This is a genomic window from Pedobacter namyangjuensis (assembly GCF_003313325.1).
Lineage (GTDB): Bacteria > Bacteroidota > Bacteroidia > Sphingobacteriales > Sphingobacteriaceae > Pedobacter > Pedobacter namyangjuensis.
Window position 1 is genome coordinate 201,335 of the sequence record NZ_QMHQ01000001.1, and the last position, 14,839, is coordinate 216,173.

Genomic DNA, 14,839 nt, shown 5'->3' on the forward strand with positions numbered 1-14,839 from the left:
AAAGTTTAATAACGTTGCAATTTATAAAATATCGTGTAAACAAAAAAACCGTTCAGTATTAACTAAACGGTTTTAAAAAATTATAGATTAAAACTATAATGCTTTTTTGTAACGTTCCGCAACAGCATCCCAGTTAACTACATTCCAAATTGCAGCTAAATAATCTGGGCGTTTATTTTGATATTTTAAGTAGTAAGCGTGCTCCCAAACATCAATACCGAAGATTGGCGTACCTTTTACTTCAGCAACATCCATTAAAGGATTGTCTTGGTTTGGCGTAGAAGAAACTACTAATTTTTTGTCGGCACCTACAGAAAGCCAAGCCCAACCAGAACCAAAGCGAGTTGCACCAGCATCCTGAATTTTTGTTTTAAATTCTGCGAATGAACCGAAGGCCTCGTTAATAGCTTTAGCTAAATCGCCAGTTGGCTCGCCACCTTTGTTAGGACCTAAAACTGTCCAGAATAAAGAGTGGTTGTAATGACCGCCACCATTGTTGCGTACAGCTGCAGGATATTTTGAGATATTTTTAATCAAATCGTCAATATTACTGTTTGCCTCAGGCTTGCCTTCTAAAGCTTTATTAAGGTTAGTAACGTAAGCTTGGTGATGTTTACCGTGGTGAATTTCCATGGTAGTTTTATCGATATGCGGTTCTAAAGCATCAGTTGCGTATGCTAACGCAGGTAATTCAAAAGCCATAATTATATATTTAAGTTTTTTAAAATGTTAATGTACAAATATAATAGAGAAAGGTTAAGTTTTATTCAATTGTTTGTCAACTTTGTTTGCGTTTCTGCTGAAAAAACAAGCTCATAAGAGCGCCGCATTCTACCCCTAAAACACCTCCTTTTAATAACGTTTTTGGATGTAAAAGGTTTTGGTTAATCTTGGTAAAACCCCGTTTCTCTTCGTTTGCACCGTATACAATTCTGCTAATCTGTGTCCAGTAACTTGCGCCGGCGCACATTACGCAAGGCTCTATGGTAACATACAATGTACAGTCTCTTAAATATTTACCGCCTAATGTTTGCGCAGCCGCTGTAAAAGCCTGCATTTCGGCATGTGCGGTAACATCATTAAGCTGTTCGGTAAGGTTGTAGCCTCTACCAACAATTTTTCCTTTGCAAACTACAATGGCACCTATCGGGATTTCATCGACCTCAAAAGCCTTTTTTGCTTCGGCTAATGCCAAGCGCATAAAATGTTCATCGGCTATCGCCGGATCAGCATTCTCCTCAAAATTATAAAAACTCATACTTTAACTACTCCCATCTTTGTTTTTTAATCTTTGCTCCTTGTTCTTATTAAATCAATCTACTTCCATTGGGCAGTTTTCTTTCAACGCTAGTTAATATGATATCGCCATTTTCATCAGCAAAACCCGTAACTAAAAATTCGCTCATAAACTTTCCGATTTGCTTTTTAGGGAAGTTGGTTACGCCAACAATCTGTCTTCCTACTAAAGATTCTATGGTGTAATGTTTGGTAATTTGAGCACTGCTCATTTTAATGCCAAGTTCGCCAAAATCTACCTTAACTTTATAAGCTGGTTTCCTAGCTTCTGGATATTCAAAGGCTTCCAAAATGGTACCAACACGAAGTTCCACTTTTTCAAAATCGTTCCATGTAATTTCTTGCATGCCGTAAAAATACTATTTAACCACAAAGGCACGAAAAACGCAAAGAATTTGTTAGCTATTTTAGCTGAATAAACTTTTCCAAACTTCCCGCCCTTAAAAGCACGTTCTGTTAAATCTGCAACATCGTCTTTTATCTTTGTTCCTTACTGCCTGTTACATATCTTTGCAGCATGGTAGAAATCAAGCTAAAAAAAGGCAAGGAAAAAGCTGTGTTGCAACGTCATCCGTGGGTGTTTTCTGGTGCGGTAGATAAGATAAAAGGCAAAGCCGATAATGGTGATGTAGTAAAAGTACTAGACAATAGTGGCGATTTTTTAGCTTATGGTTATTTCAACGATCAATCTAGAGTAGCCGTTAGGTTAATTGAATGGAACGAAGAAACGCAGATTGACGAAGATTGGTACGAACAAAAAATTAATCAGGCTGTTGCCGCCAGAGCCGATTTATTAAAAGCAGAAGATACCAATGCACTACGCCTAATTTTTAGCGAAGCTGATTTTCTACCAGGTTTAATTGTAGATAAATATGCTGATTTTTTATCGGTTCAAATTTTGAGTACCGGTATTGAAAAAGCAAAGGACATTATTATTGATAAACTTTGTAAAGCTTTAAACCCTACCGGAATATTTGACAGAAGCGACGCTACTGCTCGAACACACGAAGGAATTACGGCCGAAAATGGCTTGCTTTGGGGCGAGGCACCAGCAGAGTTCATTGCTGTAAAAGAAAACGGCATTACTTACCATATCAACATCGCCGAAGGGCAAAAATCTGGGTTTTACTGCGACCAACGCGACAACCGTTTACTTTTAGCTGCTTACGCAAAAGGAAAAAGCGTGTTGGATTGTTTTAGCTATAGTGGAGGATTTAGCTTAAATGCCATGCAAAATGGCGCAAGCGAAGTTACCAGTGTAGATAGTTCTGCTTTAGCAATTGAAACTTTAAAACAAAACATCGAGCTTAATAAATTTGTTAAGCATAAACATACGGCCATACAATCTGACGTGAACAAACAACTTAGAGCATTTAAGGAAGAAGGCAAGAAGTTTGACATTGTAGTTTTAGATCCGCCGAAATATGCGCCATCTCGCTCTGCGCTAGATAGGGCAGCTAGAGCGTATAAGGATTTAAACAGATTGGGGATGTTATTATTGGAACCGGGCGGTTTATTAGCTACGTTTTCTTGTTCTGGAGCGGTTGACATTGAAACGTTTAAGCAAATTATTGCTTGGGCGGCCTTAGATGCAGGCAAAGAAGTGCAAATAATTAAGCAATTTTCACAACCAGAAGACCATCCTGTTCGTATATCGTTTCCTGAAGGAGAATACTTAAAAGGTTTATTGCTTCGGGTGTTATAATTTTAAATTAGATTTTTAAATGATTATTGTAGAAAACATACGATTAAGTAGAATTTTAATCGACACCTGGAAGGTTGATATCATCATGATTGTTTCATGTACCATCGCCTACCTAGTTAGAGAACATTTAATTTCTTACCATTTTGCAATTTCGCCGATTATACCAACAGTTTTGGGTACCGCAATTGCATTTTTTATCGGTTTTAACAATAATCAGGCTTACGATAGATGGTGGGAAGCCCGTAAAGTTTGGGGTTCTTTGGTTAACGACTCTAGGAGTTTCGCTCGTAACCTAATTAATTTTGTTGATGGCGAGGAGCAATTGGTTAAAACTATGGTAGGTAGGCATATTGCATTTATTTATGCTCTTAAGGCTAACTTACGTGGTGCTGTTGATGAAATTTACGTGAAATACTTAACAGATGAAGAGCGGGCTGAAGTAGACGCTCAAAACAATAAACACAATGCAATTTTAAGCCTACAAGCAAGGGATTTGAAAAAGCTGGTAGATGGCAAAAATATAGACGGGTTTAGGTACATACAGATTAACGAAATGCTAACGCGATTTACGGACAGTATGGGCATGTGCGAACGTATCAAAAACACCATATTCCCTACAACTTATAGTTATTTAACTAAGGTTTTTATTTGGTTATTTGTAGTAACCTTTACTTTGGTTATTAGCCAGGATATGGACTATTGGAGCATTTTTATGGGTTGGTTAATCGGTTTTGTTTTTGTTTCTACGCAAATAAACGGAATGCGTTTGGTTAATCCGTTTGATATAAATGCATCTGGACTTCCATTAAATAACATTGCTAGAACAATAGAAATTAATCTTTTGCAAATGATTAATGAGGAAAACGTTCCCGAGCCTGTTAAACCAATTAACGAAGAGTATATTTTGTAATCTTTAGTTATTTTCTCAAAGCTAAACGCAGAAAAGACACGTGGATTTACACGGGTCGGATTTTGTTTTATATCAGCGAAAATCTGCGTTGAAAATTCCGATGAACAATTAGTAAATCTAATCCTCCAAAGCGGTTTTTTTATACTCTCCAGCTAAAGCATATCTACCGAAAATTACCAAACCAATTGCAATTGGCATAAATATCAGCAAAATAATGCCCCATTGTAATGCCGTATTGGTTGTTTCAATTCCTGGTTTCGCTAACGCGATTTTATCCCATGCTTGCCAAGCCATAAAAACCATCGCTACTGGCCCTAATAAAATCCAGATTATGCCTAAATATTTTTTTAATGCTTCCATTTTTTATTTTTAAGGATGATTAATCATTAACATTTTCGTCGGTTTTGTTCGAAAGGTAAACCGCTCCAATTATAAAACTTAGTGCTGCAATCCCGATAGGATACCATAAACCAGAAAGTGGTGTAGAGCCTGCAAAACTCGCAATTAGCGTGGCTATAAAAGGTACCAAACCACCGAACACACCATTACCTACATGGTACGGTAAAGACATTGAAGTATAGCGGATTTTTGTTGGGAACAGTTCTACTAAAAATGCTGCTATTGGCCCATAAACCATTGTTACCAACAAAATTTGAAAGAAAACCAGGCCCACAAAAATCCAGAAAGTTGATGTAGGCAATACTTTATCCTTTACAAATTCTAAATGCCCGGTAGGTTTATTTGTTGAAGCATAAACGGTATCTACTGCCACCCTATTAAATGAAGCGCCGTTTGTAAACCTAATTTTTGAGCTTGATGTAATTAGACTATCTCCTTGGTTATGTAATGCAACTCTCGTTACGGTTGGAGCATCTTGCTTCAAAACTGGAGACTCATACCACTCTGTTACATCACTTTTATCTAAAAACATTTGATAAATTGGTCTGTAAAAAACAATGCCCAGAAGCATTCCCGTAAGCATAATCCATTTTCTACCTACTTTATCACTCCAAGATCCGAAGACAACGAAAAATGGTGTTGCCAATGCAATGCCCCAAAGCAATATGTATCGAGATTCGTTAAAGTCTATTTTACAGGTATTTTCTATAAAAGATTGTGCATAAAATTGCCCTGTGTACCAAATTACACCTTGACCCATTGTAGCACCAAAAAGCGCCAACAAAACCATTTTAAAGTTGCCTTTTTTGCTAAAACTTTCTTTTAAAGGATTTTTTGAAACCTTGCCTTCTGTTTTCAACTTGGTAAACATCGGCGATTCGTGCATTTTTAAACGGATGTAGATAGAAACACCCACCAATAAAATCGATAACAAAAACGGAATCCTCCAACCCCAATCTGCAAAAGCTTCGGCACCTATGATATTCTTTGCTAAAACGATAACACCTAACGACAGGAACAGCCCTAAGGTTGCAGTGGTTTGAATCCAGCTGGTAAAAAAACCTCGTTTGCCTTTTGGTGCATGTTCTGCCACATAAGTAGCTGCCCCGCCATATTCACCACCCAGAGCCAAACCTTGCACCAATCTTAAAATTAATACTAAAATAGGCGCAGCATAGCCGATGCTTGAGTAAGAAGGAATTAAACCGATTAGAAATGTTGATCCTCCCATTAAAACCAAGGTTAGTAGGAAGGTATATTTTCGACCGATTAAATCGCCTAACCTACCAAAAACCAATGCGCCAAAAGGCCTAACGATAAAACCCGCAGCAAAAATGGCTAGGGTGTTAATTAGTGCAGAGGCACCAGCATCTTCGGGAAATAGTTGCGCACCAATTATGGTAGCTAAACTTCCGAAAATGTAAAAATCATACCATTCTATTAAGGTACCTAAGGAAGAAGCGCCTATAACTTTAAAAATACTGTTCGATTGCGTAGGGGTTGAACTCATAACTAAAGCTAATGGTTTAATTATTAAGTTGCAACAAGCACGTTGCTATAAATACCAGCCACTTGGATAACTAGTTAAAGAAAACAAAATTTTATTGTTCGTCTCTGAAATAAACTTTATAATAGTTCATAGAGCGATTATCATCGAAACCTTTTTCTATTAGATCTTTATTCCCGTGAATATAAATATGGAAGTTTTTATCCAACTTAAGAATGTTCTTGTAAGCTTTGGCCTGCTTTTTTACCGCAGCGTCAGAAATATCAAAGTTATCGGCAATAGGGCTATCAAACTCTTCTTCGTAAGTTTTTTTGTAACTTTTAAAAGATTCTATTCCTTCTTTATTCGCGATCACTTCATTTGCAAACTCATCAATGTCAAAGGTTTCTTTTTCCTTGAAATATTTCATCGACTTGTTAAGCAAATCGATTTTATCGGTTCTAGAAATTTCGAAATCTTCGTCCAGCTTCTCCGTTACAAAACTTTTGTAAACGCCTAATACATTTTGCGTTTGGCTGTAGTTATCGTTTCTAACCTTAAGTTTTAAAAACTCGTCTTTCCAATAAACCGCTTCCGCACTGCGATTTGTTTGATCTATAACTGCTACTTTGTAGCCTTCCATTACATCGGTATTAAAAATTAAACAACCTTTGTCTAACTTGTTGATGTTAATGGCTTCCTGCTCGTATTTCAATCCAAAACCACCTTGTTCTGGGTAAACGGTTAGGTAACTTTCTTTATTTTCCGATTTAAAAATCCCTATGGCATCATGTAAATCGCCCTCTATTTGTACATTTTCGAAATAGGTAACGTAAAGCTCGCCAGATTTAATTTTAGGGTGACTAGAAATCTCGTACAGGTAAGTTGCTAGTTTTTTAGTGTTGTCATGAAAAACAGATCCATCAGCAAAAATAGCTGCCGCAAAATGATAAACTTCATTCAAGTTCAAATCGTTATTGGGATGCATTAAACGATAAATCTCGTTTACTTTCTCGTACGGCGATAAAAAGTATTGCAGTAAAAGTTGCTTTAGCATCTCATCTTCAATTTGCATAGATTGGTCTGAAAGAACGTAAAACTCATCTTGCGTTTTATTGCCAATCCTATGTATCGAAAGCTCTGCTAAATTTGCCTGAGAAAAACTAATCATATCCTAAATTTCTGTTGGGCAACAAAAGTACTTTTTACCTTTGGATTTTTTTAACCTTTTTGCAGCCTGTTAGCCAAAATCTTCTTCCAACAAATATTTATTAGCAATAACGCCCGTCATATTTCCGCCACTTACCGATAACGCTACTGAGCGCATCATGGTTGTGCAATCTCCGGCTGCGAAGATGCCTTTAACAGTAGTTTCCTGAAATTCGTTAACTTTTATAAAACCAAAGTCGTTCAGCTCGCAACCCAAATCGCTTGCAAAAGTTGCATGTTGCTCCAGGCCTCCACGAGCAAATATCGCTTTTAGCGGATGTTTGGTTTCATCTTTAAAAAGAATGTGTTGCAGTTGTCCATTTTCATTTACCAATTCGGCAATTTCCTTTTCTACAATATTGATTTTTTTAGACGCCAGTTTAGCTTTATGTTCATCAGACAAAGTAGAAGTTCCGTTGGTAAATAAAGTGAGGTTTTTAGTCCAATTGAAAATAAGCCTACAAAATTCGAAAGCCACATCTCCATTAGCTATAATGCCAATATTTTCATGTTTAACTTCATAGCCGTGGCAATACGGACAATGCAATACCGTTATGCCCCAACATTCGGCAAAACCTTTTATCTCTGGGAAAATATCCTTTATTCCAGTGGCAATAATTAATTTTCTGGCTCCAAACCTTTTACCACGCTCTGTAAATACTTCAAATCCCGCATTTGTTTGTTTCGCATCGCTAACTTTATCTTCCAAAAAGCTAACGGTTGGATAGGCCAATACTTGCTCTTTAGCAATGCTACTAATCTGAGCGGGCGTTTGGCCATCTTGCGTTAAAAAATTATGCGAATGTGGCGTTTGCCTGTTGCAAGGTTCGCCCGCATCTATAATTAATACGTTTCTTAAAGATCTACCCAAAGCCATACCTGCAGAAAGCCCAGCATAGCTACCGCCAATAATTATTACGTCGAAAGTATTAGTTGTATCCATTTCAAAATTATTTAAAGCAAAAGTAAACGAAAAATAATAAACGCAACTTTATTGCATTTGAATTTACAATAAGATTACTTCTTAAAAGCAGATTTCTTAAATGCATCAATTAGTAAAGCGCTATCAATTGCATTATTAAAGGTAATATTTACACCAAAATCAAATCCTTTAATTGGCTTGTTAAACATTACCTGATTTAAAACGGGTGTGCCATTTGGCCCATAAACCTTGATATAAAAAGCAAAAAACTGTTGCCCACTAACCTCAACTTTGTTAGACGAGGTATCTATCTTAATACCTTGTTTATTATACGTATCAAAAATCAGTTTTTTAATCAGCAGATTATTTGCTTCGTACTCTCCAGGTTTTTCTTCTGCGTAAGGCTCAATTGTAGAATCGAATAAATTGAATCTGTTTTTGTTAAAACTTACCAAATGTCTTAGGCTATCAACTTTTACATCGCCCTCGTAAACCTTTCCAATCGCTTCCTTTCCCAACTTATCGTTAGCGTCTATTCTAGCTTGGCTAATCATATTAAAGCCTAACGGGATTTCAATTTCCCATCCAATTTCTTCGTTTTTATAAACAGATGGTTTTATCTTTTCTTCTTTTTTAGCGGAGGATGTACAGGCCAAAAACGAAGTAACGAAACAGATAAATGGAAGGATTTTTTTCATGATGATTTGATAACCTAACGTTAAGATGTAAATCTAAATAAAATATGTATTTTAGTAATGATGAGCAAAAGTAAATTAGAAATTAGCAAAGAGAGTGGGCCGCATTTAAGGTTGGCCAGTTTAGCCGGAAATTGGGATGGTAATACCCGTACTTGGTTTGAGAAAGATGTTTTGGCAGATGAATCGCCGATGCGAGGTAAAATGATTTTATTAATGGATGGCCGTTTTTTAGCCTATGAATATACAGGTAAAATTAACGGTAAGCCTTTTGAGGGAAGAATGGTTTGGGCTTATGATTTAGAAAACCAACAGTGCCAATGTAGTTGGATAGACACCTTTCACATGGGAAGCGCTATAATGTATTCGGTAGGTAACGAAACCGGCAATGGTTTTTCTGTTTTAGGCAGTTATGGTAGTCCGCAAATGCCAGAGAAATGGGGCTGGAGAACGGAACTGGAAATAATCAATTCTGATCAGTTTATTATCAGAGCGTTTAATATTTCGCCAGAAGGAGAGTCGGCAAAAGCTACTGAAACTATTTACCATCGTATTACCATGTAAAACTTAATCATTAAGCAAAAACTCAATACAAGCTTGCTCTTTTCCATTTACCAAAATTCCAATTTTATGTGCTCCGGTATAAAACTTTCTGGTTGTAATGGGCTTAAAGCTTTGCTTACGTTTTACTAAACATTTTTCTTTGGGCTGATAAGTGCGTTCGCTAATTTTAAAAACCTTGGCGTTTTGTTGTCCATTACTTTTTAGGTAGTAAATAGCGTATTCTAATCGAATATATCTAGGCAATACATCATCATTTTTAATATGGAATGAAAACGCTAGAGATTCGCCGATTTTAACAGTATCATTTTCAATTTCGAAATCACTGATCGATAAACCGTTTGCATCCAAGCCGTAAAAACTCAAAATTTCTGGATGTCCGGCTTTAAGCAAACTTCTGCAGGCATGTTTAATAATAGCGTCTGTTTCTTTACCTATTCCTTTCCATTTTTTGGCAAGGTCGATAACAATTTCCGGGTTATCTTTTGTTATATCGTTTAGGTTATTTGCTACGCTTCTGCGAACATATTCGCTCGGATCGCTTTTTAGATTTTCTACAATTGGCAAAATAGCATTCGGATTTACTTTTAATGCCGAGATGGCTAAACCCCATGGCAGACGCGGTCGACTGCCTTCGCTTGCAAACCTTCGTACATGAAGATTTTCATGCGTACTCCATTTAAGCATTTGCATCATCATTTCTTCATGATATTTAATTAGAAATGGCCTAACCGCAAACTCTGCACTAATAAATTGCGTAACCAACTCAAGCGCTTCTATAGCTGATTTTAGATCGTTTAAACCATAACTAGCAATATAGGCTGGCAAAAACATAAATTCCAATCTGTGCTCGCCAAATCCATCAGCTTTGAGCTGTACAATAATAGGCTTTAACAATAATGCACTTTCAGCAAAATTTGTGGGCATAAACAAATGCAAAACATCGGTAGTGTGTTGCATCCGTTGTTTCCATTCCATTTCTGCAAAGTTGCTCGGCATAACCAGTTTGATAAACTTTTTATTATCGAAATTGGGTAAAACCTTTGCTAAACTGTTAGCTAATCTCTCGTAAAACGATAGGTGGTAGATGTCTTTAATTAGTGCCATAGGAAACACGAATTTATGCAAAGCGACCAGAACTTAAAGCCTAACTTTTCCACAAAAAAACCTCGTAAGTTTGGAAAGCTTACGACTTTAAAAGTTAACAGAAAAGTGTTCCTGCATACTGTGTTATGGGCTTAAGTAATTAAAATTTCAACGCAATTTACAAGTCTTAAAGCGTTTGTTTTTTTACTGGCGACTTAACCTTTTCAATCAGCTTGATATGGTCATTTTTAATTTGAAAATGGTCCGTTTCTGTCCAACTCCAACTGTCGCCCGTTCTCATGTTAACCCCATTCGCTTTAAAGAATATCGAAATTCTGTCTCCTTTAACCCTTAGCGTTATTTCGTCGAAAGTATCTTGGATGGTTGCAGTGTAAGGAGTAGTCGGACAATTTTCGAGCGATGCTAAAAACTCCTTATCACCTTTAAACCATTGCCTCAAAAAACCTAAATGTTGTTCTGAGCATTGGTAACCTAAATTTAAGGCGCTTAGTATTTTACATTTAAGGTTGCTTCTATCTTCTTTACTTTCGCCGTCCCACCAACATTCGTTTCCAATAAAGGTAGCCACATAACCCAGCGCAGCTCTTTCTGGATTGGTAATGGTTTTACAAAATGTCTCATCAATAGAAATTGAACTTACAGAATCCTTAATCGCTTCATCATATTTATTTGCACGCCAAAGAAATTTAATGGTTTTCTCTTTAAGTTGTATCTGCTTTGCTAAGGTATCTTCAGCTGTTTTAGCGAGAGTGTTGGTAACTGTACCTTCGTTTTGCTTATTGGCCTGCCCGCAAGCTGACAGAAAAATCAATGTTAGTGCAGATAAGTATTTAGTAATATTCTTCATGATTTGGGTTGATTGGAATAAATTGCTATAATTTCTTCTTCAGTTTAAAGTTACCATTTAAGGCGTCTTTCTCTACAAAGTAGCCATCTTTTAATTCGATTATCCATCCATCGCCAATTATTTTTTTATCTGTTGCATCAACAGGATTAGTTATCGAAATTTTATCCCAGTTAGGGCTCATTAATGCTCCATTTTCAACGGTAAGTACACCCCATAAATCCGTAACCCTGATATTAGGATAAACCGTTCCTTTATCTTCCAATGGCACGATATTTCGCGGATCAAAAGAGACGTTCATTTTTTCAAACTGTATCTCAAAATGAGGTTGATCGACGAATTTTAGTTTGTATGTAGCAATTAGTTTTTTGGTTTTTTCGGCTCTGGCCTTTTCCTCTTCCATAATAAGCCTTCCATTATAGTCAGTGGCTATTTTTTCCGCGACATTTTTTAAATCAGTTGGAATCTGGATATTAAATGCATTAATGAAATAATTTGTCAGTTCAGTTTGTGGATCAACCTTTTTAGTCCAGTTTTTGTCTTTTTTATAAAGTAAATAACCGTAAGCCGGGGTGGTGTAATAAGCAAACGAGCGCACAAATGTAGGATTGCGGAAAAAGTTATCTATCCCTTCGACAAAAAAAGCTGTCGTCTGATTTTTATCTCTATGGCTAATGGTTAGTCCTGTAAATTCTGCAAGCCCTTCATTGAGCTCCAATTGATTTTCGGTTCGGCTAGCTGCTTCGTAAAAAGTATATCTATATTTTCTGAAAGTTAACGCATTGGTGAGATGTTGTCTTAATTCCTTTTTGCTAGAACATTGAATCGCTTTTTTTAACGCTTCCAATTCTAACCTCAGGTAAATCCTACCTTCTTCTAGATCTAGGTGATTATTATCAATATTGCTTAATTCAAAACCCAAGGAAGGTTGTACGCTATGAAATAATTCGTGTGCCAATAAATTAATTCTATCGTATTTGTTTTGAGGAAGTGGAAGCATAACCATAGCCCATCGCTTCCCACTCCAACTTATAGCGGTATTTGCTATATTAATTTGCTTAGGCAGAACGCCCATGTAAATATCCCCTTTGGGCTCTAAAACACCGGCCGTATCAGATTCATTTGCATAAATCTGTCGGGTTTTTGGATTAACAAATAGCATTGATCCGTACACATCCTTGTTCCAAAGCTTAGTTTTTTTATCTGCTGCGGTTTTCACCTCATTGAAAAAAACTTGAACGCTATCTTGTAAATTTTGCTGTTTTTGTGCGGTTGCAATATGTGCGAATAGTGAGAATAGAATTATTAAATAAGGATGTTTCATAATAAAATTTGCTACTATAACATTGGCATCGATTAATTGAAGCTCGCGAGCCTTTGTTTAGCTAAAATAGAAATAGAAAACGAATTAGATCTTTAACATTTCATTTAAATCATGCTTAATACAAAATCAGCTCTATCCTCTACGGTGCCGATAGGCACTTCGATTATTTCATAACCGTATTGAATATACGTTGCTTTCATCTGGTCAAATGTCCACTTTGCTTCTTCCCAGCTCTGCTTTCGCTCAGGGTCATTATGGTAAATGGCCTGCCAAGGGGGCAAAATAAAAACCCTCTGATTGTAAAGAAGGGTTTCTGCAAATTGATTCATTTCTTCGGTAACGTTAATTCCAGTTATACGTGCATAGCAGATACTGTCTAAAATCCCTCTATCAAAAAAATAAATTCCATCATGGTTTGCAGGTATGGATTTGTAAGTTGCTATTGATGCATCGAACATTAATTGGGTATAGCGCAATTTGTTCTTCCAAGGAAGGCCGTCTCCACCACTATCCAGTTCTTGTTTTATAATTGCTCTGGCATCTTCGGGCACAGTTTTATAACCAACTTTCGAGAGTTCATTCAGCAATGAGGTTTTGCCAACACCGGGCCCTCCGGTAATTACATAACAATTATTCTTTCTCAAAATCATTATATGTTAGCTTATCCAAAATTCCGTGAATTTAAAACCTGAAAACACAACCTTAAAAACGAACTTACTTATCTGTTTAGCACATGCACTTAAGATTTAGCTCTTTCAACTAACACGCAAAATAGTTGTCTTGTTTGCAGATTAATAGAAGTTGGGATGGTAGGAAAGGCTATGCTGAAATTTTGGCTTTGATCAATATTTGCTTTCTTTGGTAAACCGATAAACCATCTTAACGATGGCTATCACTATAATAATTGTTAAAATCACTGCAAAGCTACACCACAATAAAAATCGGTAAAACGAAGTATATTTTGCCAACATATAAGGTGAAAGCGGTCGCAGTTTTTTAGTGGGGTTTTCGGGATAAATTCCATTTTGCGTAAAATACTCTGGCCCATCTACGCCATTTAGTAAATAAACTTTACCAATATCTTTTTTAGTCAGTAAATCGCCAAACAAAATCTTCTTAAAACCATGCAATCTTTGAACATCTAAAGGCTCAACTATTTCATATTTCGCTGGCGCTTTGCAATCAAGTGGTTCGAAATGACTCCCTGTCCAATACATACACTTTTCATTCGGCTTGGGATTACTAGAGGCAGTACTAAAATTAAATTGCCAGATTAAATAACCGAAAAAAGTAAATATTAGAATAACGCTTGTACTGATAAAGGATAACTTTCGCCAAATTTCCTCATTTTTATCAGGTGGATCAATTACTGTACCGCCACCTCCTGACGTACCCTTTGGAGGTTCCCAACCCGGATAGTACGGGCGATGTTCATAATTCAGTAACCAAGCTAAAATTTCTACCGTGTGACGTTGAGGATTTGGAACGTTACCCATCATGAAACTACGTAGAGGTCTAAGTCTATCTAAATCAAATTTTTCAACTAGCCTGTTGACAGCATTAACATCATTATCTATCACGCCGAAAAAATTTTTTAAAGACACCGTTTCATTTGCCAACGGTCGATTTCTATTTGCATTTACACACTCGCTTCTTAATACCCCTGGCGAAGGTTGATCTAAATGACTTAACAGTCCAATTTCTACTTGTTTACGATAAAAAGAAAATACAGCTTCTTGGTAAGTTTCAAACATTTCGTTAGCGTTAAAACGTAAAGATAAAACGGAATTTTCGGAATTTTTACGGTTAACCGGAATTCCGTCGGAATCATCGGAATTCTTGCCTGAATCGCTCAAAACACCCACATCTTTGTAGAAGAAACCACGAGGTAGTTTAAAAAACAAATCAAAAACAACTAGCTCAAAATTTCTAGACGAGTGGATCTCGCGGTAGTTAATTGCCGGTTTGGGAAGCAGCAGCTGGCTCCCGCGATTAAAACTCAAAACACTTCCCAAAAATTTCAGAAGGCCTTCTGATAAAAACCGTGACAAGCCTCTCGAATGGTCGAGCGGAACCACAAAGTTTATCACATTTCTAAATTTTTGAAACCATGATTATTCCTTATTTTATCGCTCTTTTATTGGGTTTCGTGTGCCCAAATTCTAATGCTAATTACAATTCTACCGTAACCGTTAATTCTACAAATGCTCCCGGAGATCCGGGTGATCCTGGAGACCCAAATGACCCAGGCAATGGCGAAACCGGAGGTACAGACGGACCTGGAACAGGTGGAAGTGGAAACACTGGCGGAAGCAATGGCACGGGTGGTAGTACGGGTAGCAACCCTCCACCAAAACCATAAAATGTAACCATGCTATAAA

Annotated in this window: 17 protein-coding genes; 4 read left to right on the top strand and 13 right to left on the bottom strand. The window is 36.9% G+C overall.

Going from position 1 to position 14,839, the window contains the following annotated elements; translation table 11 throughout:
- Positions 1 to 93: 93 nt before the first annotated feature.
- The 3 genes from DUT69_RS00965 to DUT69_RS00975 form a co-directional block, all read right to left on the bottom strand.
- Positions 94 to 702 (bottom strand): superoxide dismutase, encoded by a 609-nt coding sequence (locus DUT69_RS00965; protein ID WP_113651269.1) that lies wholly within the window; start codon positions 700 to 702, stop codon positions 94 to 96.
- A gap of 76 nt (positions 703 to 778) precedes the next feature.
- Positions 779 to 1,258 carry a nucleoside deaminase gene (locus tag DUT69_RS00970; RefSeq protein ID WP_113651270.1) on the bottom strand — a complete coding sequence of 160 codons (480 nt, stop codon included), beginning with the start codon at positions 1,256 to 1,258 and terminating at the stop codon, positions 779 to 781.
- Positions 1,259 to 1,307: 49 nt separating this feature from the next.
- The gene (locus DUT69_RS00975; protein WP_113651271.1) at positions 1,308 to 1,643 is read right to left on the bottom strand and encodes a tRNA-binding protein; all 336 of its coding nucleotides are present in this window, start codon (positions 1,641 to 1,643) and stop codon (positions 1,308 to 1,310) included.
- Positions 1,644 to 1,813: 170 nt separating this feature from the next.
- On the opposite strand from DUT69_RS00975, the gene DUT69_RS00980 reads away from it, so the two are divergent.
- On the top strand, positions 1,814 to 3,001 hold the full coding sequence (locus tag DUT69_RS00980) for a class I SAM-dependent rRNA methyltransferase (protein WP_113651272.1): 1,188 nt from the start codon (positions 1,814 to 1,816) through the stop codon (positions 2,999 to 3,001).
- A gap of 19 nt (positions 3,002 to 3,020) precedes the next feature.
- Entirely contained in the window at positions 3,021 to 3,911 is an 891-nt protein-coding gene (locus tag DUT69_RS00985; RefSeq protein WP_113651273.1) for a bestrophin family protein, read from the top strand.
- A gap of 117 nt (positions 3,912 to 4,028) precedes the next feature.
- Here the strand turns inward: DUT69_RS00985 and DUT69_RS00990 are convergent, their stop codons facing one another.
- The 5 genes from DUT69_RS00990 to DUT69_RS01010 form a co-directional block, all read right to left on the bottom strand.
- On the bottom strand, positions 4,029 to 4,271 hold the full coding sequence (locus DUT69_RS00990) for a DUF6814 family protein (RefSeq protein WP_113651274.1): 243 nt from the start codon (positions 4,269 to 4,271) through the stop codon (positions 4,029 to 4,031).
- Between the two features lie 19 nt (positions 4,272 to 4,290).
- Positions 4,291 to 5,820, bottom strand: a complete 1,530-nt coding sequence (locus DUT69_RS00995) for an MFS transporter (RefSeq protein ID WP_113651275.1) — start codon at positions 5,818 to 5,820, stop codon at positions 4,291 to 4,293.
- Between the two features lie 91 nt (positions 5,821 to 5,911).
- On the bottom strand, positions 5,912 to 6,967 hold the full coding sequence (locus DUT69_RS01000) for a nucleoid-associated protein (protein WP_113651276.1): 1,056 nt from the start codon (positions 6,965 to 6,967) through the stop codon (positions 5,912 to 5,914).
- A gap of 69 nt (positions 6,968 to 7,036) precedes the next feature.
- Positions 7,037 to 7,948, bottom strand: coding sequence for an NAD(P)/FAD-dependent oxidoreductase (locus DUT69_RS01005; RefSeq protein ID WP_113651277.1), 912 nt, complete (start codon positions 7,946 to 7,948; stop codon positions 7,037 to 7,039).
- A 74-nt stretch (positions 7,949 to 8,022) separates the two neighbouring features.
- The gene (locus DUT69_RS01010) at positions 8,023 to 8,625 is read right to left on the bottom strand and encodes a hypothetical protein (RefSeq protein ID WP_113651278.1); all 603 of its coding nucleotides are present in this window, start codon (positions 8,623 to 8,625) and stop codon (positions 8,023 to 8,025) included.
- A 57-nt stretch (positions 8,626 to 8,682) separates the two neighbouring features.
- Between DUT69_RS01010 and DUT69_RS01015 the strand changes: the two genes are divergently transcribed.
- Positions 8,683 to 9,186 carry a DUF1579 family protein gene (locus tag DUT69_RS01015; protein WP_205314194.1) on the top strand — a complete coding sequence of 168 codons (504 nt, stop codon included), beginning with the start codon at positions 8,683 to 8,685 and terminating at the stop codon, positions 9,184 to 9,186.
- 3 nt (positions 9,187 to 9,189) lie between these two features.
- On the opposite strand, the gene DUT69_RS01020 is transcribed toward DUT69_RS01015, so the two are convergent.
- The 5 genes from DUT69_RS01020 to DUT69_RS01040 all read right to left on the bottom strand — a co-directional run bounded on the left by DUT69_RS01020 (position 9,190) and on the right by DUT69_RS01040 (position 14,548).
- Positions 9,190 to 10,290, bottom strand: a complete 1,101-nt coding sequence (locus DUT69_RS01020; RefSeq protein ID WP_113651280.1) for a DNA alkylation repair protein — start codon at positions 10,288 to 10,290, stop codon at positions 9,190 to 9,192.
- A gap of 166 nt (positions 10,291 to 10,456) precedes the next feature.
- Positions 10,457 to 11,137, bottom strand: a complete 681-nt coding sequence (locus DUT69_RS01025; protein ID WP_113651281.1) for a hypothetical protein — start codon at positions 11,135 to 11,137, stop codon at positions 10,457 to 10,459.
- A 25-nt stretch (positions 11,138 to 11,162) separates the two neighbouring features.
- Positions 11,163 to 12,458: a hypothetical protein gene (locus DUT69_RS01030; RefSeq protein WP_113651282.1), complete on the bottom strand. Its 1,296-nt coding sequence runs from the start codon at positions 12,456 to 12,458 to the stop codon at positions 11,163 to 11,165.
- Between the two features lie 104 nt (positions 12,459 to 12,562).
- On the bottom strand, positions 12,563 to 13,102 hold the full coding sequence (locus tag DUT69_RS01035) for an AAA family ATPase (RefSeq protein ID WP_205314195.1): 540 nt from the start codon (positions 13,100 to 13,102) through the stop codon (positions 12,563 to 12,565).
- Between the two features lie 198 nt (positions 13,103 to 13,300).
- On the bottom strand, positions 13,301 to 14,548 hold the full coding sequence (locus DUT69_RS01040) for a hypothetical protein (RefSeq protein ID WP_162796143.1): 1,248 nt from the start codon (positions 14,546 to 14,548) through the stop codon (positions 13,301 to 13,303).
- A gap of 20 nt (positions 14,549 to 14,568) precedes the next feature.
- Between DUT69_RS01040 and DUT69_RS01045 the strand changes: the two genes are divergently transcribed.
- The gene (locus DUT69_RS01045; RefSeq protein WP_113651285.1) at positions 14,569 to 14,820 is read left to right on the top strand and encodes a hypothetical protein; all 252 of its coding nucleotides are present in this window, start codon (positions 14,569 to 14,571) and stop codon (positions 14,818 to 14,820) included.
- Positions 14,821 to 14,839 lie beyond the last annotated feature (19 nt).

Coding starts and splice junctions, on each gene's coding strand:
- DUT69_RS00965 (WP_113651269.1), bottom strand. CDS start 702: ATGGCTTTTGAATTACCTGCGTTAGCATACGCAACTGATGCTTTAGAA.
- DUT69_RS00970 (WP_113651270.1), bottom strand. CDS start 1,258: ATGAGTTTTTATAATTTTGAGGAGAATGCTGATCCGGCGATAGCCGAT.
- DUT69_RS00975 (WP_113651271.1), bottom strand. CDS start 1,643: ATGCAAGAAATTACATGGAACGATTTTGAAAAAGTGGAACTTCGTGTT.
- DUT69_RS00980 (WP_113651272.1), top strand. CDS start 1,814: ATGGTAGAAATCAAGCTAAAAAAAGGCAAGGAAAAAGCTGTGTTGCAA.
- DUT69_RS00985 (WP_113651273.1), top strand. CDS start 3,021: ATGATTATTGTAGAAAACATACGATTAAGTAGAATTTTAATCGACACC.
- DUT69_RS00990 (WP_113651274.1), bottom strand. CDS start 4,271: ATGGAAGCATTAAAAAAATATTTAGGCATAATCTGGATTTTATTAGGG.
- DUT69_RS00995 (WP_113651275.1), bottom strand. CDS start 5,820: ATGAGTTCAACCCCTACGCAATCGAACAGTATTTTTAAAGTTATAGGC.
- DUT69_RS01000 (WP_113651276.1), bottom strand. CDS start 6,967: ATGATTAGTTTTTCTCAGGCAAATTTAGCAGAGCTTTCGATACATAGG.
- DUT69_RS01005 (WP_113651277.1), bottom strand. CDS start 7,948: ATGGATACAACTAATACTTTCGACGTAATAATTATTGGCGGTAGCTAT.
- DUT69_RS01010 (WP_113651278.1), bottom strand. CDS start 8,625: ATGAAAAAAATCCTTCCATTTATCTGTTTCGTTACTTCGTTTTTGGCC.
- DUT69_RS01015 (WP_205314194.1), top strand. CDS start 8,683: ATGATGAGCAAAAGTAAATTAGAAATTAGCAAAGAGAGTGGGCCGCAT.
- DUT69_RS01020 (WP_113651280.1), bottom strand. CDS start 10,290: ATGGCACTAATTAAAGACATCTACCACCTATCGTTTTACGAGAGATTA.
- DUT69_RS01025 (WP_113651281.1), bottom strand. CDS start 11,137: ATGAAGAATATTACTAAATACTTATCTGCACTAACATTGATTTTTCTG.
- DUT69_RS01030 (WP_113651282.1), bottom strand. CDS start 12,458: ATGAAACATCCTTATTTAATAATTCTATTCTCACTATTCGCACATATT.
- DUT69_RS01045 (WP_113651285.1), top strand. CDS start 14,569: ATGATTATTCCTTATTTTATCGCTCTTTTATTGGGTTTCGTGTGCCCA.